The 20,743-nt window shown below is 33.4% G+C and carries 20 protein-coding genes and 2 tRNA genes; 9 read left to right on the forward strand and 13 right to left on the reverse strand.

What is annotated here, in order from left to right; all coding sequences use genetic code 11:
• Positions 1-12: 12 nt before the first annotated feature.
• Positions 13-150 (reverse strand): hypothetical protein, encoded by a 138-nt coding sequence (locus EZS29_RS15800; RefSeq protein WP_172603706.1) that lies wholly within the window; start codon positions 148-150, stop codon positions 13-15.
• Positions 151-367: 217 nt separating this feature from the next.
• Between EZS29_RS15800 and EZS29_RS01125 the strand changes: the two genes are divergently transcribed.
• Positions 368-835: a PH domain-containing protein gene (locus EZS29_RS01125; RefSeq protein WP_130605701.1), complete on the forward strand. Its 468-nt coding sequence runs from the start codon at positions 368-370 to the stop codon at positions 833-835.
• A 108-nt stretch (positions 836-943) separates the two neighbouring features.
• Here the strand turns inward: EZS29_RS01125 and EZS29_RS15805 are convergent, their stop codons facing one another.
• The 3 genes from EZS29_RS15805 to EZS29_RS01135 form a co-directional block, all read right to left on the reverse strand.
• Positions 944-1,114 carry a hypothetical protein gene (locus EZS29_RS15805; protein WP_172603707.1) on the reverse strand — a complete coding sequence of 57 codons (171 nt, stop codon included), beginning with the start codon at positions 1,112-1,114 and terminating at the stop codon, positions 944-946.
• Between the two features lie 179 nt (positions 1,115-1,293).
• A tRNA-Gln gene (locus EZS29_RS01130) sits at positions 1,294-1,367 on the reverse strand.
• Positions 1,368-1,444: 77 nt separating this feature from the next.
• Positions 1,445-2,890: an amidohydrolase family protein gene (locus EZS29_RS01135; protein ID WP_130605703.1), complete on the reverse strand. Its 1,446-nt coding sequence runs from the start codon at positions 2,888-2,890 to the stop codon at positions 1,445-1,447.
• A 60-nt stretch (positions 2,891-2,950) separates the two neighbouring features.
• Here EZS29_RS01135 and EZS29_RS01140 point away from each other — a divergent pair, with 60 nt between their 5' ends.
• Both EZS29_RS01140 and EZS29_RS01145 read left to right on the forward strand, forming a co-directional pair.
• On the forward strand, positions 2,951-4,528 hold the full coding sequence (locus EZS29_RS01140) for a hypothetical protein (RefSeq protein WP_130605705.1): 1,578 nt from the start codon (positions 2,951-2,953) through the stop codon (positions 4,526-4,528).
• Positions 4,529-4,651: 123 nt separating this feature from the next.
• Complete coding sequence (locus EZS29_RS01145) at positions 4,652-4,843, forward strand: hypothetical protein (protein WP_130605707.1); 192 nt, start codon at positions 4,652-4,654, stop codon at positions 4,841-4,843.
• Between the two features lie 308 nt (positions 4,844-5,151).
• Here EZS29_RS01145 and EZS29_RS01150 read toward each other — a convergent pair whose 3' ends face one another.
• A complete protein-coding gene (locus tag EZS29_RS01150) occupies positions 5,152-5,550 on the reverse strand; it encodes a hypothetical protein (protein WP_130605709.1) in 399 nt (132 codons plus the stop codon).
• Between the two features lie 975 nt (positions 5,551-6,525).
• Here EZS29_RS01150 and EZS29_RS01155 point away from each other — a divergent pair.
• On the forward strand, positions 6,526-6,783 hold the full coding sequence (locus EZS29_RS01155; protein WP_130605711.1) for a hypothetical protein: 258 nt from the start codon (positions 6,526-6,528) through the stop codon (positions 6,781-6,783).
• A complete protein-coding gene (locus EZS29_RS01160; protein WP_130605714.1) occupies positions 6,761-7,237 on the forward strand; it encodes an alpha/beta hydrolase family protein in 477 nt (158 codons plus the stop codon). The genes EZS29_RS01155 and EZS29_RS01160 overlap by 23 nt, the downstream gene beginning before the upstream one ends.
• Here EZS29_RS01160 and EZS29_RS01165 read toward each other — a convergent pair.
• Both EZS29_RS01165 and pnp read right to left on the reverse strand, forming a co-directional pair.
• The gene (locus EZS29_RS01165) at positions 7,234-7,542 is read right to left on the reverse strand and encodes a hypothetical protein (RefSeq protein WP_130605715.1); all 309 of its coding nucleotides are present in this window, start codon (positions 7,540-7,542) and stop codon (positions 7,234-7,236) included. The two genes, EZS29_RS01160 and EZS29_RS01165, sit on opposite strands and share 4 nt — an antisense overlap.
• 109 nt (positions 7,543-7,651) lie before the next feature.
• Positions 7,652-9,775, reverse strand: a complete 2,124-nt coding sequence (gene pnp, locus EZS29_RS01170; protein WP_130605717.1) for a polyribonucleotide nucleotidyltransferase — start codon at positions 9,773-9,775, stop codon at positions 7,652-7,654.
• A 291-nt stretch (positions 9,776-10,066) separates the two neighbouring features.
• Here pnp and EZS29_RS01175 point away from each other — a divergent pair, with 291 nt between their 5' ends.
• The 3 genes from EZS29_RS01175 (at position 10,067) to EZS29_RS16170 (ending at position 11,641) form a co-directional block, all read left to right on the forward strand.
• On the forward strand, positions 10,067-10,720 hold the full coding sequence (locus tag EZS29_RS01175; RefSeq protein ID WP_172603708.1) for a peptide deformylase: 654 nt from the start codon (positions 10,067-10,069) through the stop codon (positions 10,718-10,720).
• Between the two features lie 316 nt (positions 10,721-11,036).
• Complete coding sequence (locus EZS29_RS01180; protein WP_130605721.1) at positions 11,037-11,507, forward strand: hypothetical protein; 471 nt, start codon at positions 11,037-11,039, stop codon at positions 11,505-11,507.
• Between the two features lie 5 nt (positions 11,508-11,512).
• Positions 11,513-11,641: a hypothetical protein gene (locus EZS29_RS16170; protein ID WP_281276291.1), complete on the forward strand. Its 129-nt coding sequence runs from the start codon at positions 11,513-11,515 to the stop codon at positions 11,639-11,641.
• Positions 11,642-11,773: 132 nt separating this feature from the next.
• On the opposite strand, the gene EZS29_RS01185 is transcribed toward EZS29_RS16170, so the two are convergent.
• Positions 11,774-12,274 carry a c-type cytochrome gene (locus EZS29_RS01185; protein ID WP_130605724.1) on the reverse strand — a complete coding sequence of 167 codons (501 nt, stop codon included), beginning with the start codon at positions 12,272-12,274 and terminating at the stop codon, positions 11,774-11,776.
• A 140-nt stretch (positions 12,275-12,414) separates the two neighbouring features.
• Between EZS29_RS01185 and EZS29_RS01190 the strand changes: the two genes are divergently transcribed.
• Entirely contained in the window at positions 12,415-14,016 is a 1,602-nt protein-coding gene (locus EZS29_RS01190) for a hypothetical protein (RefSeq protein ID WP_130605726.1), read from the forward strand.
• A gap of 3 nt (positions 14,017-14,019) precedes the next feature.
• Here EZS29_RS01190 and EZS29_RS01195 read toward each other — a convergent pair whose 3' ends face one another.
• From EZS29_RS01195 to accD, 5 genes are all read right to left on the reverse strand, one after another.
• The gene (locus tag EZS29_RS01195; protein ID WP_130605728.1) at positions 14,020-15,021 is read right to left on the reverse strand and encodes a M23 family metallopeptidase; all 1,002 of its coding nucleotides are present in this window, start codon (positions 15,019-15,021) and stop codon (positions 14,020-14,022) included.
• A gap of 116 nt (positions 15,022-15,137) precedes the next feature.
• Positions 15,138-15,214: transfer RNA gene (locus tag EZS29_RS01200), tRNA-Arg, on the reverse strand.
• An 84-nt stretch (positions 15,215-15,298) separates the two neighbouring features.
• Positions 15,299-18,415 carry an LPS-assembly protein LptD gene (locus EZS29_RS01205; RefSeq protein ID WP_130605730.1) on the reverse strand — a complete coding sequence of 1,039 codons (3,117 nt, stop codon included), beginning with the start codon at positions 18,413-18,415 and terminating at the stop codon, positions 15,299-15,301.
• Positions 18,412-19,767 carry a bifunctional folylpolyglutamate synthase/dihydrofolate synthase gene (locus EZS29_RS01210; protein WP_130605732.1) on the reverse strand — a complete coding sequence of 452 codons (1,356 nt, stop codon included), beginning with the start codon at positions 19,765-19,767 and terminating at the stop codon, positions 18,412-18,414. The genes EZS29_RS01205 and EZS29_RS01210 overlap by 4 nt, the downstream gene beginning before the upstream one ends.
• A 23-nt stretch (positions 19,768-19,790) precedes the next feature.
• Complete coding sequence (accD, locus tag EZS29_RS01215; RefSeq protein ID WP_130605734.1) at positions 19,791-20,654, reverse strand: acetyl-CoA carboxylase, carboxyltransferase subunit beta; 864 nt, start codon at positions 20,652-20,654, stop codon at positions 19,791-19,793.
• Positions 20,655-20,743: the final 89 nt, after the last annotated feature.

A 20,743-nucleotide genomic window follows, 5' to 3' on the forward strand; every position in this document is an offset into this window, starting at 1 on the left:
ACTAAATATGATCTAAGGTGCCGTAAAGCAGGCTCCCATAATGCCAATTTCTAAACTATTACTTGATAATACATAAATTGCCATTATAGAAAAAACTGTATAGTCAAGATAAAGATCGAGCTCATTAATTGCAAGATTTAAATAACGCACTTTTCCTCCTTGTTTACTTTTGTTCAAAAATAGTTTCATTATTAAAATCTGTCAATTAATTTACATTAATTACTTAAAATTTAAATTAATTTTTTAAAAAATCAATAATCAATCGTGCTTAACATTTTTTCTATAAATGCTTTACATTATTAAATAAAAAATCAATAATAAATTCTATTGGCAGTAAGTTTATAAGTATTTAACTGAGGAGGGTTCAATGACTTTAAAATTAAGAGAAAATGAAAAATTAAAGTTAAAAGCAAATATTCATTGGTTGGAGAATATTTCCCAAATTATTTTCGGAATTTTTCTGACTATCTTTGGTTTAGCAAGTCTTGCTTCAAAAGATTCTTTTTTGTTATCATTTTTAATAATAGGCTGGTTACCTTTTATTTATAAAGTTTTAGTTATTCGTGCAAAAAATTATTCTCTTACGAATCAAAGATTATATATTGAAGAGGGGCTTTTTTCAAAGAAAAAGAGAGAAATTCCTATCCAAAAAATCAATGATTTTGAGATATCTCAAAGAATATTTCAGAGGTTATTTGGTGCAGGAAACGTTCACGTATTGACAGCTAATGACAAACCAATAATATTAAAAAATATTAGAAATCCAGATGAGTTTAAAAATAATATGAGTGAAATAACAGGGGTTATTTCACAAAAAGCAATAAATCCTGTGTAATTATTAAAAAAAATTGAACAAATAGAATATATGATAAAATTGAATTTTATTTTTACATCATTAAATAGTTTGCTCTGCTCAGTAAAAATTATGCAATCTTCTAGAAAATCATGATTGACAGTTGCTATATTTAGCCTTTTTTTCAGAATTTATTTTTAAAAGCTTTTTTAAAAGTTCTTTTTGCTTATTCTCCTGATTTTTCTTTAAAAGTAACTGAATAAGCTCATTTTGAGTTTGGGAAGTTAAAGGTGCTGTATCTGTTTGAGATTTCTTATTCATAATATTTGCCCTATTCAAGCTAAAAGCTGATTGGAAATCTTTTCACAATTTATCACTATAATAGCACAGTTTAAAAAATTTCTGTTAGCAGTTTTTAGAAAGATTCTATTAATTTTATTTAAAGGCATTTAATGAACTCAACGGAATTTATAAAAAATTATAAATTATTTGTTTATGAGTGGCTGGGGAACTAGGACTCGAACCTAGACTAACGGAGTCAGAACCCGTCGTCCTGCCATTAGACGATTCCCCAAGATAGAGTGAGCTGAGCTATATCCTAGTGAAAAAAAATCTTCAAGTCGAGAAACTGGGATTATTTTAAATTTGGGATTAAATTTTTTTTATCAATAGCCTGAGTCTTTCATTTGCTTCTTTTAAGGACTCTTTATATTTGTGGCTTTCAAGAATGCTTTGGGTGAACTCACCATTTTTGCCATGCCATGTTCCATTAATACACATATTGTGTATTGCTCCCGTGGTGTCCCCCATGCTTAACGACCTTAATAGATCCGATGGTGGCCAAAAACAAGGATGGTTAGTTTCCCATACAGTGATATTGGCTAAAGTATTATTCTCAATAGAGCCTGCTTGAAAACGCGGGTGAAAATTTCCTGGACCATTTAGAACCTTTTTTAATAAGAAATTTGTGTTTGAAAATTTATCTTCTAAAATTTTTGTTCTCATACGATTTTTTATAAATAAATTATTTTCTTTGCCAAATTTTTTGTTAAGAATATTTGTATATTTGCAAAATGTATTATTTAAAGAAGGAAAGCCTCCCACAAAGCGCAACTCTTTTTGAACATTCATAGAGTCATTGCTTGCGACACAATCTGTGCCAATAAACCATTGTGTGTCATGTTTTTCCCATTCTAAAATATTTGCAGGAAACTGGAAAATCATTTGGGAAAATGGGCAGAATACAAGTGCGCAGTTTTGTGCATCTATTTTTTTAAAATCGCTTTTATTTAAATAAATTCCATGAACAAGTAATGAATTTATATTTTCATCAAAAATTTTGAGTTTGTGCAGAAATCCAATTGGAGTTAATTTATATCGTGAATAAATTCTTTTCACTTCTTCGTATGATTGAGCAACATGAGAATGTATTGGGAGATTATGAGCGAGCGCTGCCTGACGAATTCGTGCCCATAAATTTTCACTTACAGAGTCCGTGGCATGGGGGCCAAATGCAGAAAATATTCCAGCATTTGAATACTGGGAATTTTCACTTATTGCGAGTGTCTCTTGAAAAGAGTGTTCGCAAAGTTCTACACCAGGTCCTGACAGATCTTGTAAAGTTGGGGAAATAACGGCACTAATACCTGTCTCTAAGCAAGCTTGGGCAACAGAGTTTCCATGGTAATAATGATCCCATATAAGAGCATTGCCATTTAAAATATTTTCATATGCGCCCATGCGAGCAAAAGCATGTACATCTGATGCTGTTAAGTGCGATTCTGCTTTAAAGAATAAGTCTTCGACTAAGTTTTTTGTTTGACATCTATTACTTAATATTGCTCTAAAGAAGCACATTGCGATATGGGTATGGCAATTAACAAAAGAGGGTGAAATCAAACGATCGCCAAAATCATGGATTTCGTGATCTGTGTTTTTCTTTTCTTTTTCCTTATGTTCTTGATAAGATTTTAATGTGTGTTTTTTAACCTTGGTAATATGAATACCAGAGATTTCTATAAAAGCTGGGCAAATAATAAACTCAGAATTTTCTCTTAGGAGAACTTGGCTTGAGAGCAGCAACATTTTTTTTAACACGGTATTCTCCAAAGTAAAAAAATATTTTATAAATAAAACTTACAGACTGCAAGAGAAAATATGATAAAGGTAATTTCATTTTTAACCTATGTTATCTTTATTTTCTATTCTAATATCTTATATGCGCAGGATCATGGATATATTTGGTTTCCAGTTGCGTGGACATTTTCTTTAGGTGAAGGGAGCAGCACGAATCTTAATCTGACTATTCGCTCTATACGTTTAAATTTCAGAGAAATAAGTCAAAATAAATATATTTATTCAAGTTTAGACCTTCCGTTGAAAAATCAAAAGCAATTTATTCTCACGAATAAAAATCTTATAAAAACCGTTTATTCAGCAAAACTTATTAAACTTCCAGAGGGGAAGTATGAGTTCATTGGAGTAAGTGCAGAAATGAAAAATGGAACCAATGGATTTACTCAAATTGATATTCCTTATTCTGATCCATTTACAAGTAAAGTTGATCAAAAAATTCAATTCATAGTAGGGAAAAATAATATCTCTCCCTTCCCTTCTCTTTCTGCTGAAACAAAAATATATTTTATTAATAAAACTTTGGAAAAAAAGACTTTATTTGATATAATAGATGATGATGTTATTTATATTGATCCAATACGTGAATATATCAAAAAACTAGGGAGAACTTTTCATAAAAATTTCTCTGGATTTCAAGTGGCAAATCTTTCCTTTCCACCTTTACAGAGTTCTGGAAATTATCTTAAGTCTTCTAAAACATATTATTTAGGGCTAATTTTGGATATACCATGCGAAGTAAAAGGGACTCTGCGCTTTATCTGGGTCAATAAAACAGAGCCAATACAATATTCGTTTCTTATGAAACTCAATCACACGTCGCTTAAATGTAAAGATGAAAAGTTTGTGCCACAAAAATTTTATTTTCCAGAAGGCAACTGGACGCTGCAATCAATGAATGTTATTTCAGAAAACAAAAAGTTAAATAATTTTAATACATATGATTTATTGAAAAAAATTAGAATTACAAAAAATTATTTTAGCTTGAATGATTCATATTATACTTTAGCAAATATAAAAGAAAGAGCAATTACAAAAGTAATTGAAATTAATTTGAATAATAAACGAGATCCTGACGCAGTTTATTTTCTGGGTAGTTCAGAAATTAAAAAAAATACAGACAGAACTTCAAAAGAAAACTACTTAATTTATTTTAAAAGAAACTATGAAATAATAGATGTTCGCAAACTCTTTCTGGCAAAGCGTGTTTATAATGCATATACAAGTGAAATAATGAAAAAGGATAGAATTATCGGAACGATTAATCTAAAAATTGAACTCATTGGGAATGATAGGATTAAGCGTATTCAAGACAAATATTTAGCAGAATTAAAAACATATTCCTCTCAAGAGCTTGTTTCTTGCGTATCTGAACAAGAGATTCAAGATCCTCTTATGGTTTTAAATGGTGTGATAAAAATAAAAAATACTAAGAAAAGGTCGAATTCAGTAGATTTTGAAAAAAATGATATTACTTTTGGTGTTTATGGAAAATCGCAAGAGATTGTCAGAAATTGCTTAGAAGTAAAATTAAGAAAATTTCAATTTTCACGACCTGTCAATCCTCCATTTATTGCAAATATTACATTTGAAAGTTTGTAATTCAATTGATGAGATTTTATGGGAAGAAATATTTCAGAAAAATAAAAATAGTAATTTCTTCTAAAATGTCAGGCAATTGAAAATATTCCAGAGATTATTCATTTAATAAATGCTGAAGATAGTGTGGTTAAGAAATTAAAAAAAAAACTGGAAGGTGGCATGACAGAACTTCAGTTTGCTTCTGCAATTGGAATTCCTGCAATTTTTATTTCTCAAAAATTTAAACGTTATCTTTTGGGTGCTAATGAGGTTTTAGGTAAAACTAGGGAGGTATCAGAAAGATTGAACAAACTCTCTCAACTATCGAATAATTAAAAATCATGTTCCTTTTACTGTAAATGAAATTGCAGTAGCTTCTAAAGAACAAACACAAGGAGTTTCCGATATAACAAAGGCAATTGCCGAAGTTAAATACGCATCGGAAAAAATAGTGTAGTTTCACAACAGGCATCAAGTATTGCAGAGGATCTGGAAGAAGGGGCAAGAAATTTAAATGAAGTCTAAAACCGTTTAGTTAAAGTCTCTTTTCAATAAGAATGTTGTAAAAGGAGAAACTGTTTTTCCAAAATATAATATTATATTTATTTGACAAATAATTAATAAATTTTAGATATTAAAAAAAATTATCCGAAGTGTAAAAATGAATGCTCGGGCTCTTCTTCTTGTAATAATGTAATGTGTCCATCAAGCAATTGGCAGTTATTTGTTGAAAATGGAGTCCAAATTCCGCTAAAGGGTTGTGCATAATAAAATTCTTTTCCAAATTCCTCTATACATTTTTCTTTCAATGCTGTGACTTGAGAAATGTCATTTTCAATTACAAAATGAACAAAATAATGATTTTCGTCTATGGGCATTGATTGCCATTTACCTTGTACTTTAGTATTTCCTTTATCAAGTAACTCCCAATTCTGATTTTTATCTGAACAAATAACTTTTACTTCTTCAGCAATAGAGTATCTTTCATGTAATAAAAATGATATCATAAAAATGAAATAGAAAAATAATTTTTGTTTGTTCATTGAATCTCCTTATGATTCATAATTCGCATAAAAAAAATATAAAAAGCACTATAAAGACTGAAGCAATAGCTTCAATTTTTAAAAAATGTATTGAAAAAATTAACATGACTTCAGCTACGAAAGAGCTGAAAATGAAAGTTCATTAATATTTGTCCTACTACATATAATTTTTTTTCTCAACTTTATTGCAATTTTTTTTAAAATAAATATAAGCATGATGTATTTTAAATTTTTTCCAAAACGATACAATACATTTTGTAAATCATTGAAGCAAAGTTATTTTTCATTTATCGAAATGGGTGGTAATGCTTCTAAACTGTTTTAATCTAACAAATAGATTTTCTACTAAACATCGATTTGATGAATTGCTTTCCTATTCTTCTATCGTGATCTTGTCTTTCACTAAAAATAGAATTTATAGGATTTCCTTGTGAGTCTGCAATCAGTTGTATTTTACTTGAATTACCTCAAACAGCTAGAGCAATACATTCTTCCTTTTTGCATTTTGATTTTACAGATAGCTGGTGAGTATTAACTTTTGTTGAATCTATAAAATTCCATTCATCATCTAATTTTCCTCGAATTTTTTATAATAATTTGCGCCCAACTTCTATTTTTGGCCAGTGATTAAATTTATTAAAATTGTTGAATGTGAGCCAAACTCAGTTGGAAGCGCTCTCGATGGTGCTCCAGTTTGTAGCTTCCAAAAATCGCCTTCCTTAAAAAGTCCTAATTCTATTTGAAAAATGAATTTTAAATTCTTTTAGCAATGATACTAGCCTCGACCACATTGGAGCTATTATCTATCATAAGCCTCAACATGTTTCCCTCTTTTGTTAGGCGTCGTAATCTAACTTTTGCGGGAAATCTTCCAGAAATAAAGTATTCTTCATTATTTGAGAACTCTCCCTAAGTTTTATATAACTTTACTCTCATCGTTAAGGAGAACTTCTTTAAGATTCATAGGAAAAAGTAATGTACAAGATTATAAAGAAAAAGAACTGCGTATTTGAATATTTTCAACTTGCAGAGCGCACGGAAAAAATTATTTTATTTACAGGTTTTAAATCGAGTATAAATCGTTGGAACAAGAATTTTATTGAGAATTTATCGAAATATTTTACGGTGATTTGTTTTAATTATCCAAATATCGGTCACTCAATGGGAGTGATATGTTGTTCGATCTTATCTTTCTTTACACAATTACCCTATGCCAAAAGCAGTTATTTTTAATAATACTTCGCCAGGTGGACAAAAGAGAGTTGTGTCAAATAGTGATGTTTATCAGATCCTAAATAATGAAGATTCTGAAAGTCCAGCATATATAAATCTTATGTATGGTAAAAATATTGAACTTGAAGTTTTAAACAATTCCTACTTGTCGAGTGATGTGTTAAATATTTCTAAAGAATTAGAAAAGATGCAAACTGAGCTTATAATGAACTTTTTCAAAGAAGAGAGTTTTTATTCACAAAAAATATCTCAACCAGTGTGTATTATTCACGGGCGAAATGATCAGGTTTTCCCTCTGCAAAATGCATATAATTTTTTACCAATGTGTGAAAATATGACTGAATTGCATTTGACTCAGGGTCATCATGCTCATCTCACTGAATATTCAGATTATATTGCGAAGATTATAATTTCATATGTGCAGGATTTAAAAAAATTTAATTTAAAAATTTAATACGGTTTTGGTTTGTCTGGAGTTTTATGGAAATGAATTGTTTTTCTGTCGCCCCAGTAGAAATCTGCTCCAAGGGCGAGTTTTTGAAAAACTTCTATGGCCTCTTTTTTCGATTCAAAATCGACATAGGCTTCTCTATATTCACCAATTTGAACATTAGTGTATTTAATAATAACTCTATATTTACCATTGTGGAGGATCATAATATCAACCCAATTAGCACTAAAACCTTCTGCATAAGATTTAGGGTTGAATGGTATTGAGATAAATAGAATAGAAATAAAAATGATTAAGATTTTTTGCATAAAAAAACTCTGTCCTTAGCATTTATTAAGACTTTTCGGTAAATAACTTTAAAGGCTTAAGTGCAGAGAAACAGAGTTAAGAGGCTGAAAAAACTGCCCTATTTAGGAATTATAAAACCCAAGGACGCGTTCCTTCATTTGATGGAGTTTTGCCAATGGCATCTTTACGGCTCAATTTAATCCGGCCTGTTCTATCGAGTTCGATAACTTTAACCATGATTTCATCGCCTTCTTTAACGACTTCTTCGGTTTTATTGACTCGTGTTGCAGCCAATTGTGAAATATGCACAAGGCCTTCAATTCCAGGTTTAATTTCAACAAATGCGCCGAAATCAGCCGTTTTCTTGACAATACCGAGATAGATTTCGCCAATTTCTGGATCCGTGGTTAGATAGTTTATCATGCGTTTAGCTTTTGCCGCTGCAGTTCCATCGGTCGAAGCAACGCTCACGATGCCTTCATCGTTGACTTCAAGTTTACAACCTGTGTCAGCAACGATTTTCTTGATATTTTTACCACCTGGGCCAATAAGATCACGCACTCTTTCAGGCTTAATTTTAATCTGTTCAATGCGTGGTGCCAATTGACTTAAATCGTTTGGACGCGCAATTGTGTGGAGCATTCTGTCAAGAATATGTGTACGGCCTTCTTTAGCTTGCGCAAGAGCTTGTCTAAGAATTTCCATTGAAATTCCTTCGATTTTAATATCCATTTGCAAAGCTGTGATTCCTGATTTACTTCCAGCAACTTTAAAATCCATATCTCCTAGGTGGTCTTCATCACCTAAAATATCAGAAAGGATTGCAAACTCTTTACCTTCTAAAATAAGTCCCATCGCAATACCTGCAATTGGCTCTTTTAAAGGAACACCAGCGTCGAGCATGGAAAGAGTGCCTGAACAAACGGATGCCATTGAGCTCGAACCATTGCTTTCTGTGATTTCGGAAACAATGCGAATAGAATATGGAAAGCGATTGCGTGCAGGAAGTGCTGCTTTAAGTGCTCTTTCTGCTAAGTTTCCATGTCCCACTTCACGGCGAGCTGGAGAGCCTAAGCGTTTGACCTCACCTACGGAATAACCCGGCATATTGTAATGGAGCATGAAAGTTTTTTCTTCTAGAACATTCATGATGGATTCACTTCTTTGTGCATCATCGCTGGTACCTAAGGTAACAACGCCGAGGGATTGTGTTTCACCACGGGTAAAGAGAGCAGAACCATGCGTTCTTTTTAAAACGCTTGTTTGACAATCGATATTACGAATGTCTTTTGTTGAACGCCCATCAACACGTCTGTTGTCTTTAATAATACTTGTGCGCAAAGTTTTATATTCTTGCATTTCGAAAAGGTAACTAAATGCTTTTTCAGATTCAGCATTGCCTTCTTCAACAAGAGAGGCTTTTGCTTCTTGCTTGATTTTGTCTATTTCGCTTTTACGTTCAGCTTTTCCTGCAATGGCGTATGCATCACGGAGTGGTTTTGCATATTTTTTAGCGAGAGTTGCTTTCATATCAGCATTTTCTGGCGCGCTTGGCACAGCTCTTTTCTCTTTTCCGCAAATTGAACGGATTTCTTCTTGTACAGCACAAAGTTTTTTAATTTCTTTGTGACCGATTTCGATTGCTTCAAGAACTTGTTCTTCTGAGAGGAAGTTTACTGCGGCTTCAACCATTAAAATGGCTTCACTTGTACCAGCAACAACAAGGTCGAGATCGCTTTCTGGCAGTTCAGCTTCAGGTGGGTTAATTAAGTATTTACCATTTTTATAACCAACGCGCACTCCTGCCACTGGTCCCGCAAAAGGGATGTCTGATATATGCAGAGCGCAGCTTGCGCCGAGAATAGCGAGTTGTGCTGGGGAAACTTTAGGATCGAGGGAGACAACGGTGGCAATAACCTGTGTTTCAACAAGATAAGTTTCTGGAAAAAGAGGCCGAATAGGGCGGTCAATCAGACGGCTTGTTAGGATTTCACGGTCAGATGGTCTTGTTTCTCTCTTAATATACCCACCTGGAATACGCCCAGCAGAATAAAACTTTTCAATATAATCTACTGATAAAGGGAAGAATGAAGCCGTTGCCTGCGCCTGTTTTGCTGCAGTTGCGGAGACAAGAACTTGCGTACCACCGCAAGTGATAAGAACAGCTCCGCCAGCTTGGCGAGCAATTCGACCTGTTTCAATGTGGATTTGGTCGTCGCCAATTTTGACGGACTTTTCTGTAATTTTGAACATGAAATAACCTTAAAAAACATAAATATTCCGCTCAAAATCGGGATATATGAGGGGATATTTTATTGATGTTTATCCTCACGGCCAATCCGAGAGTCCCAGTGCACCATGCACCAGCTTGAGTGTGTCCCGTTCGTCGATCAAAGATATTAGCAGAGATTAAAGTTATTAAAAAGTCTTTTCATTCTATTTTGGTTGAAAGTCTTTGCATTTGGTGGTCTAACGGGTTTGAAGTTTTGGCTCTTTTCTCTTCTTTGGAAGGAATGTCTAGTCTTTATGTTGGAGATATTTTCCATGTCGTTATTCAAAGTTTTACACTATCCTCATGTTCTTTTACGTAAAAAAGGGACGCCTATTACAAATTTTTCTGATAATTTTCGCTTATTCTTAAAGAACTTTATAGCGACAATGTATGAATTTGATGGCGGTGGACTTGCTGCTCCTCAGGTAGGAATTGCAAAACGTTTTTTTGTTGTAGATTTTAAAGCCGTCTTTGAAAGTGATAAATTTGAAAATAAGGAAAATAGCTTTAAAGTATTTGATAAAGATAACAAAGAAATCCCTGCAAGTTTTCCAATGGTTTTTGTCAATCCAGAGCTTGTCGAAATGACTGAACCAATAAAAGTGAATTGGGAGGGTTGTCTTTCTTTTCCTAATGTAGAATCATTTGAAACTCAGCGTTTTTTAAATGTAGAAATTCATGCACAAAATGAATTTGGTGAAAAATTTTCAGTTAAATCAACACATCTTTATGCAAGCGTTTGTTTTCAGCATGAATACGATCATTTAGATGGGATAATGCTGCCTGATAGATGGAATAAAAAAAGCTTCTTTGAAGAAAATATTATATTAGATATCAAAGATTTTGAAAATGATCCTAAAGAAAGAAAGCGCATGAAAAAATTAAGGGTTATTGAAGCACATAAATTAAAATATGATTTTATTTAGAGAGTGTAATAATAATTATCAATAATAAGTATTTCATTTATAGGTAAAAATTGAAATTTAAAATCCTGGGGCGCAGCTTTCTTTTTTTTTATTTTTAATAGGTTGTGATAACTCTAGGAAATTCAATAATAATAGCAATATAGTAATTAACAAACCACTTTTTTCAGAGGCATTAGGAACTGTGAATTTGGGAAATACATGTTTTGCCAATTCTGTTCATAAATTGATATGGGAGTACTTACGTAACCCTAAAGTAAATCCGAATATTATAAAAAATACCAATGTTTAAAATTCATTTTATGATTTCATGGATAAAATGAATTTTAAACATAACTTATTATATACAGATCCTATTCAAGTCACTTTTGAGAATGCGAAAGATCCTTACTATAAAGATCAACTAAATACTTTATTTGAAAATATTCAAAAAGAGTTAAAATCTCAAGGAGTGGATGGAGCTGTTTCTGGATATTCGCTTAAAAAAGATCAGATGGATGCTAAGGAGTATTTTGTTAAATTAACAGAATTGATAGAACTTAATTCTGTATTGCCTTCGCTGACTATTTCAACGCAAATTGAATTAGAAAATGGAGCAAAATTGCCGGAGCAAGCAGAATCAACACATAAAAATCGTAATCTTAATGATATAATTTATTTTCCTATAAATATACAACATGATATCCAATCTTTCGATCAATTGTTTTTAGATAACTTAACTACAGAAATTGATGATTTTAAAGTTAATGGTATCAATCATACAATTAAAAAAATACATACTTTACTTTGAGAGATATGAATATAGTTCCAGATAAATTATTCTTTGGATTTAAGAGATTTACTTATGACTTAAATGGAAAATCATTTAAAATTAATAGCGATATTTCTTTATCTAAAAATATTAATATTGGAATGAACGATTAAATATGAAAAATGATATTGAAAATAATGGATATTTATTTCTGTTTTCAAATATAAGTAATTAGGGTGCCTTCGCGAAAAATGATGAAATTTTCATTTTTGGTGTACACGTAGGCAAAAATTTGATGATACATTCTAGTATAAATTTGCATTTTCATGCAAATGTAAAAGAAACTCTATAATGTTTTCTTTTGTTTCACTTGGTAGAAAATAAAATTCAGGCATTTCACTTTTTGGTATGCCTTTCTCTATAGTTTTTAATAAACTTTCTTTGCTAAAACCATTAATATATTTGGTAGAGGGATCGATAAAATTAGGAGCTCTCTTTCTTAAGGTAACCGAGAGAGGGCCATCACCTTTACCGCTTGGTCCATGACAGTTTGCGCAGTATTCAATAAATGCATTTCTTCCTAACAATTGTTTATCAGTATAATTAAAATTCTTTTTTTCTTCTTCAGTAATTGCCCAGGGTGCAGGTGAATTTTGAAAAAGTTTTCCCAAAGGAGATTTGTCAAAATATGCAGGAATAATCATAAATACTGCAATTAATATGAAAAAGAATACTATAAATATCCCTGTGATTACTTTGATTGGAATTCCTTTTCTTTTGTTATTGCGCGTAGATTTTTGTTTCATTTACTGAACCTCATTGTTGCGGTATCTAATTTGTAAACCTGAGTTCTTTTATCGTTAAAAAACTGCATTTTCAATTTTTACATGCTATGGTTTGCCCCCGATGGCATTGTTTTCTCAGTGAATTCGTTTTGGAGAAGTAAATGATTAAAAGAATTCAAGACAAATGTATGATTAAAAAGTTATTAAATTTTACCCTTATATTTACCGCAACCCCCCTATTTTTCGCACATTATAACGCAAGAGCGTCCACTTCACTTATGGTGAGTGGCCATGCGGGTGTCGTTGGGCAAGCAACTTATAACACTCCTCCTAAGCAATCTACTTACTCAGCGTTTCGTGTGCCTATCGGGTTGTTATTTGAAGCGCGCCCAACGGATAATTTTTCACTTTTTTTGGGTCTTGAATATGCTTATAATAATTATCCAGGCCCAAGCACATTATTGGGGCAGAACGCGCAAGCAACAGCTCATGCAAGTGATGATAAAACAAATGCTTATTCATTTTTTCCCTTTTCAAATTCTGTCAATGGAACAACTGCTTACTCACAAAATACGGATGTTCCGACCTTGACCCAAGCCTACTTCAGTTATCAAACAGCAGTAGGATTATTCAGTGCTGGTCGTATGCCTCGCAATTGGGGTTTAGGTATTTGGCGCAATGCGGAATGGTCACCTTATAGCTCACTGCCGACAACAACCGACTCTATTTCGCTTTATACAGACTTTAATGCCTTTGACGTTGCAATTTATATTGATAAATATGGTGAATTAAGCGGAGGGACATCAAATGATGGGGATGCCAATGCTTATACGATAGAAGCGCGCTTAAAATCAGACACCTCAGACGTCGCTAGTTCAGGCGTGAGCCAAGAAGTTGGTATAACTTATTCCAAGTTCTCGCATAATAATTCAAATACTTCACTGAATATTTTAGATGTATATACAAAGTTTTATTTATCTAAATTTTTTCTCGGGGCAGAGGTTTTGTACCCAAGCGGTACGACACAAAGCTTGAATTATCAGAACTTAGGTGGAGACTCAGTTGCTTCTTTAATCAACGCAGCGCGAACAACCCTTCCCCAAACTATGCAAAGTGCAATTGCAGCTCTTTTGAAAATGAAATATCAAATTGGTGGTAATGAAAACTCATCAATAGCAGCCATTGAAAAGTCACAAAAATTAATAGGCACTGCGGATCGTGAAGAATCCCATGTCTTAGGTCTATGGGCTGGATATGCAAGCGGTGGTTCCAATCAATTTTACACTTCGACAACGGGAAGCGATATCACTGCGGCTGTAATGAATTCAAATATTCAACCTTCGTTTTTAATGTTTAACAACACTATGCCTGCAGTCAACGGTATGCCAGGTGGTGCAATAACCAATACAACTTTCTTGCGTTTGGATTATACCTATGAATCCCCTAGTATTGGTGCATTTGGTCCAACCGTGGTTTGGGCTATGCTCAATAAATTAAACGATCTGACACAAGCAAATAATAAATGCACTAACGAACCAAGTGCAACTTCATCTGTTAATAAGTTGTGCGTTGGCTATGACCATGATCTTGGCGTAGAAATTGATATGTCTTATCGTTATACGACTCTTGACCGTGTGACATTTGGCCTCGATGCGGGTTATTGGTTTGTGGGTCAGGCATGGAAAATTCGAGACTCGAAAGGAGAATTCACATCCCCAGAAGGAAATTATGGGTTGCGTGCATCTATTTCTACGGAGTTTTAATTCCTACCAGATAACAATGAAGTTTTCAGGGTCATAACGTTTACCGCTCACTTCTATTTCATAATGAACATGTGGACCTGTACTATGCCCCGTATTTCCTACAGCAGCAATTATATCGCCTTTTTTTACTTTTGCCCCTTCTTTTACATAAATTGCACTTGTGTGAGCGTAACGCGTTATCATTTTTCTTTCATGTTGAATTTCAATGAATTTCCCATAATCTTCCGTGCGATTGACCTTTGTAACCACTCCATTTGCCGTTGCATATATAGGTGAGCCAGCTGGCGCAGCAACATCGATTCCATAGTGAATGCGTGCTTGGCCTGAGATAGGGCTTGTTCTCCAGCCAAAGATAGAGGTGAGTCTGCCGCGCACAGGTGAAATATCAGGGATAGATTGAAGCTTTAAAGCATTTTTTTGTGCTTCAACTAAAAATCTTTTTAAATCATTTAGTTGTTTAGTCGTTTTGAGTTCTGATTCTTGCACAATGTCAAACAAAGACTTGAGTTCTAAGCTTTCTATTTTTAAGCCTGTGATTTTATTCCTCAGGGCGAATTCTTCTCTTGTCAATGGACCTATTCCATTCTGCTCTGTTGGATTATTTTGCGTTTTATTTTTGTTTGGTTTTCGGTCATCGGTTCTTGTGGTTACTTTTTTGATTTTCTCTGAGTAATTAGTAACTTGATTTACTGACTCTTGGATACTGTGAATACGGGAGTTCAGTGCATCGACTTCGCTTTGCAAGCCTCTGCTATCATCCCGAGCCTGTGCGAGCTCCAGAGCAATTTTTCTAACGGATAAGTAATTCACAGTCATCGCAATTGCGACTGTTATAATCATGGCTGAGAGGATAAAAAACAAAGGGGGGAAGAATCCAGGAATTCTATAAATATGAGTTCTTCCAGTTGTTTTAGATATATATAAAACTGTGTGTGACTGTAAAATGGAAGTTCTAAGCTTTTTTTGGGAAGTCAGTTTATTTTTTCGTTTTTTTGAAAAAAGCACTCAAAAAATTCCTCCAGTATAAGCTGATTACATTGCTTATATCGGAAGAATTCTTTTATGAATTGAGTAATATTTGCCTAATTTCTTCAGAAATCAGTGGGTAGGAAATTTTTGTGTGGCCTGGCCGGCGCGATTCGAACACGCGACCATCGGATTAGAAATCCGATGCTCTATCCAGCTGAGCTACGGCCAGAACACACGTCATTTTGGTTAGCATAAGCGGATATTGTTGTAAAGCTTTTCCTAGAAAAAGGCTTGTAAGAGCTATTTTGAGTCTTTACCAATCAGATTTGTCGAATTTTTTTTCATAGCCGAAGATCTTTAAATTCATCGATATTACATAAGTAGGACTGCTTTCTGGAACTCCTGCTGGTTTGTTTATAGCAAATATTAAATCGAGACAATCCTGAATATTTAATAAAGATAAATTCTTGGTCGAAGCATAATTACGACCGTTTGAAAAATCAGTACCTGCTGGGGCAGAAGGGTCTGTATTTTGAGCCCATTCATAATTTAATTTTAACCAATTGAATGGTAAATAAGTTATTCCATAAGACTCTTGAGTTTTCTTAATAAAATTATCTGTATTATTGGGATCAAGCACAAATTGTTGATTATTCGAATAAGAAAGTTTGAGTCCAAAGGGAAAGTTTGCGTTAGATGAAAAACCCAAAGAATTTATTCTTTGGTAATACTGACTAAATGAGGTTGTGAGGGAGGCATCAATGGGGACGAAAGGAGATAAATTAACTTTTCCTGTCGCAATGATATCTGTGTATTTCTGTACAGGGATAGAAACAACAGAGCTTCCAGCATTTTGATTTGCTTCTTCAGCTGTTCTTTCTGCAAGAAGGTTGTAGCCTGTTGCAATTGACAAGGTCAAAGGCGTCATTGTCCAGAGAGTTTCTTTTTGATAGAAATTGCCTTCTGGCCAGATATAGTTTTGTTTTAATTCATTTGAGCTGACTTTATCTGAATAGTCATTTAATTCTTTTTTTGCCCAAAGATCGAAGACTTTTGCAGCTTCAGCTTCTGAAGTAAATTGAAAAATCTCTTTTGTGTCAGGAGGCAAATTTAAATTTTTATCTTTAATACTTTCATAAAAAAATTGAATATTACCAACGCCTATATCCAGCCTTTCAGGAATGCGGGCAATAGGTGCTTTTGATAATTTATAATTTTCTTTTTTTATTGTCCATGAAGTCTCTACTCCTAGAGTCAATGTAGCGTTACTCAATACATTATCTTCTGCATACCAAAGCTGATAAGTTGTAGGAAAATTAGAGCTCATTGTTACGTTAGGGATATAAGAAAAATCTGCATAGGGCTTAAAATTTTGTGTAATAGAAATATTTTTTGAATCTAAGTATGCATTTTTTAGATTGGCATAAATAGGAATTTCTACATGTGATCCATATTGAAGATAAGATAAAAATGGTTGGCTTGAATTATACGGAGTTGATTTTGGAAAATAATACTGTGTACCTGTCCCTTTGACTGAAATATTTGCATTTATGTAATCGTTAGATTTTAATGGTAATATAATTTTAGAAGACGTATTGAGGCGGTAGCCGCTCGCATAAGGATCTGTAATACTCTTATCTGCATTTGGTTCATAAAAAACACTTGTCCCTTGAGGAGAAGAGCTATTCTGATTCATCGAAATAAAATTTGTCCCATTTATTCTATCCACATTTTCCCAAGAAGTTTCATTGCTAAAAGAAAAAGGTAACTTAAAGTAACGATCTGGCAAAAGATGAAATTCAACTCGTGGCAGTCGAAGGGGAGTGTTTGCTTGTGAGTCAGCAAATAAATCTTTTAATCCTTGACCTCGAATAGAGAGGACAAAATTATTACCATAATACTCTGCATCAATTTCTTGATTTAAAAATCTTCTTGAAGCAGGAGAAGTGTCTCCATACACGGAAGCTAAGGGATTTATATTTATATTGTTATCTGAAAAATCGGATATATAGCTATTATCGCTAATTAATTGGGCATTGCCCTTCAAGGAAAAAGATTGTTCAATAGGAATATTTATTGAATTATTTGAAAACCATCTATTTTCCGTATTAGTGCCCAAATAACTATTGTATCTTTGATTTGTAATTCGATCATTTATAGCAGTGGCACCTGCTATTTGGGATGCCGCAATATTAGACTGATTGCTTTGCCAGTTTGATTGGTTGAGCTTATCTTTTATAAATTTACCTTCAGTTTTTAATGTGCTATTTTCTTCAAGACGGAGTCTAAATTCACCAGAAAACTGCGATCCCCTCTGACTAAAATACTCATATGTCAAAGTGCTATCCGCATGTGGTCCAAGAGTGATAAAATAAGGTAAAGAGATTTCTTGTCCTGCATTATTACTCATATATCCACTTGGGAGTAAGAATCCCGTTTCTCTTTTACTCTTTATTGGAAACTTTAACCAAGGCGAATAAAAAATAGGGATGGATAATAAATCTACAGAAACATCACGCATAGTAATATATTCGTTCAGCTCAATAGTTGCATTTTGTGAACTAAAACCATAGACAGGAGGCTCATTTAAATCACTGCATTTACAGGGAGTTATAATTGCATTATTAAGAATAAAAGTATCTTGATCCTTTTGAATAATTTGGGAGGCGGCTATTTTTACATAGCCTTTAATAGAAGTAAAGTTTGTTATCTTACTGGAAATTTCAGGATTTTCTCTGTTAAATTTTTCAACTGCCGCCCTTCTTTCGATAAGCTTATCACGAACTTTTTCTGGCAGTGAAGCTAAAATTGCATTTGGTTGATATTGCGTTCGTGTGAGTCGCGCTAAAAGACGACTATAATGCTTCAAGATGTCGTTCATTTTATTCGCAATATCTTCAGATTTATTTCCTTTTATAGAATATAAATTTTTTAAGTTAATATATTCTTCGCGCATTGCTTTTAATTCATTTTCCAACTCTTTTTTTCTTGTATTTTTAGCTAAATCGAAAGCAATTTCTGCTTTGCTAAAACCTAGAGTTTCTTCGCTTACATTTAATTCTGTAAGTGAAGGATCTGAATATATTTTTGCATTATCCATTCGCATTTGTTTGGTGTTAATATCTATTATTATATTTGAGGCAGTTATTTTTTGCTTACTATTTATCAGTTTTACATCACCATTGGCTGTAATAAGCCCAATATTTTTTTGAAAGATGATTTTTTTTGCGGATAAATAACTATTTCCAATAAGAAATGTAGCATCATCATTCAGGGTTATACTTTGAGAATTTTTATTAATTATTATATTATTGGCATCGTAATATATTAGATTTGGTATTTGCAGAGTATCACTTTGTGATTGCGAGTGTGTTTTTAAATGCAGAATTGATAAAAAAACAAACAAGAATCTTAAGAGTATATTTTTCACTCATTTCCTCTAAAAATGGATAATCCAAATCGTTGCATGACTGTTCCAATAAAAGCAATTGAACCTGTAATTACAAGCGGGAGTTCTGCAAATTGATTCATGGCATTTTCTAAAGCAGAATCCAAATTATAAAAGTACTGACATGTTATATCTCCCTGAGGAGAAAGCGCAAATTTATAGTTTTCCAACTTTGAATTTTCAATATACTGAGAAAAATGGTCTATAGATTCAGATCTTTCTGAAGGGATTTGAGTGAAAATAATATTTTTCGATATTTTTGGCATAATTTCTAAAGACTTTTTCCAGTTTTTATCATTTAAGCTAGCAAAAACAAGGACGCATTTATCATCTTTAAATTGAGATTGCAGATATTGCTTTGTAAAATAATCAAATCCATCTGGATTGTGTGATGCATCAAATATGACTTTACGATTGTTAATCATGCGAATATCAAAACGCCCTGGCCAATATGTTTTAGAAATAGCCTTGCTTATTTTATCTTCTAAAAATTTGTATTTTATATTATCAGTATTCTCTAATTCATTTATAATTGATAGTGATAAACGCAAATTTTTAATATTCATTTTTGGAAAATTAAAGACTGTAGTGTCTTTAGATTCTTTAAAATAATTAAGAATATTTTCATATTTTTGATTTAAATTGGAACCAGATTCAATAATATTTGATCCAATAATATTGCAGGCTTCATACAGGCCTTGTCTGGCTTCTGAATTTATTTCTCCAATAATAAAGGGCTTATTTCTTCGTGAAACATGAGATTTGTCATATGCGATTTTATAGAAAGTATCTCCTAAATAATCGATATGCTCAAGACTTACATTAGTGATAGCACTTGCAATTGGAGCAATTGCATTCGTGCTATCATATTTGCCGCCAAGCCCAACTTCACAAACAAGAAAATCAACATTTTGTTTTAAAAATATGAGCAGAGCTGTCGCAGTAGAGATTTCAAAAAAACTTGCATTTGGCAGGTATTTTTTTGTAGCTTCTATTATAATATCAATATTTTCTTCGAGAATAGATTCAGAAATGGGCTCACCATTTATACGTATCCGTTCATTAGGATGTATAAGGTGTGGTGAGGTATATAAGCCGGTTTTCAAATCATGTTCTCTAAGAATTGACTCTATAAAAGAACAAGTCGTTCCTTTACCATTGCTACCAGTAACCAAAATTGAAGGAATATTGAGTATACCCTTAGTTAACCAATCCGTTAGCAATTTTTGCATGCGGAAAGCGCCAGGAACAATTGGACCGCGAACTTTTTGAAAAAAAGGTTCCAAAGAGGATTTAACTTCTAATTTTCTTTCGAGAGGGAGTTTATATTTCATTTTATTGCTTAAATTTTAAAAGTTTACTTTCTTTTTTTTTGCTCAGGAGTGCATAAAATATTTAAAGTTCGAGAAATGATTTCTTTCATTTCGGATCTTTTTACGATTTTATCGACTACCCCATGTTCAAAACAAAACTCAGCAGTTTGAAAATCATCTGGTAGTTTCTGGCGAATAATGCTTTCTATAACTCGTCTACCAGCAAAGCCGATCGTTGCTCTAGGTTCGGCAAAGTGAACATCTCCAAGCATAGCATAACTTGCAGCAACTCCTCCTGTTGTAGGGTCGCACAGTACACTGATATAGGGGAGCCCTGCATCTTTGTGGAGACCAATTGCAGTCGAAGTTTTAGCCATTTGCATAAGTGAAATAAGTCCTTCATGCATGCGAGCCCCGCCGCTGCTGCTCACCATAATGACAGGCAAACCGAGCTTGCGTGCGCGCGTAAACATCCGCATGATTCTTTCGCCGACAACGGAGCCCATGCTTCCACCCATCCAAAAGAAATCTAAAACACCAAGAGCTACGGCTTTGCCATTTAGCAGTCCAGCTCCGGTGATGACAGCATCATAACGTTTAGTTTTTTTAGCCATATTTTTTAGACGCTCTTCATAAGAGCGACCGTCATCAAATTCAAGGGGATTTGTGCTACACAAAGTGTGATCCCATTCAAAAAATGTATTATTATCTATAAGCAGTTCAATTCTTTGTTCCCCAGGGAATCTGTGGTGATAACTGCAAGATGGACAGACAAGATGATTTTCTTCCAAATCTGACACAAGAACAATTTCAGAGCAAGAAGGGCATTTATGCCATACTCCGGATGGAAAAGATTTTTTTTCAGATATATCTTGAAGTTTTGCGGGTTCCCGCGATAGCCATCCCATTTAAGTCACCTCCTCGACAGAATGCAGTTGGTAGTCCATAACAAAGCATACGCATAAGGTCAAAACTTATGGCGTAGCAAAAATGATTT

It is taken from the genome of Fluviispira sanaruensis, from assembly GCF_004295685.1.
GTDB classification, from domain to species: Bacteria; Bdellovibrionota_B; Oligoflexia; order Silvanigrellales; family Silvanigrellaceae; genus Silvanigrella; species Silvanigrella sanaruensis.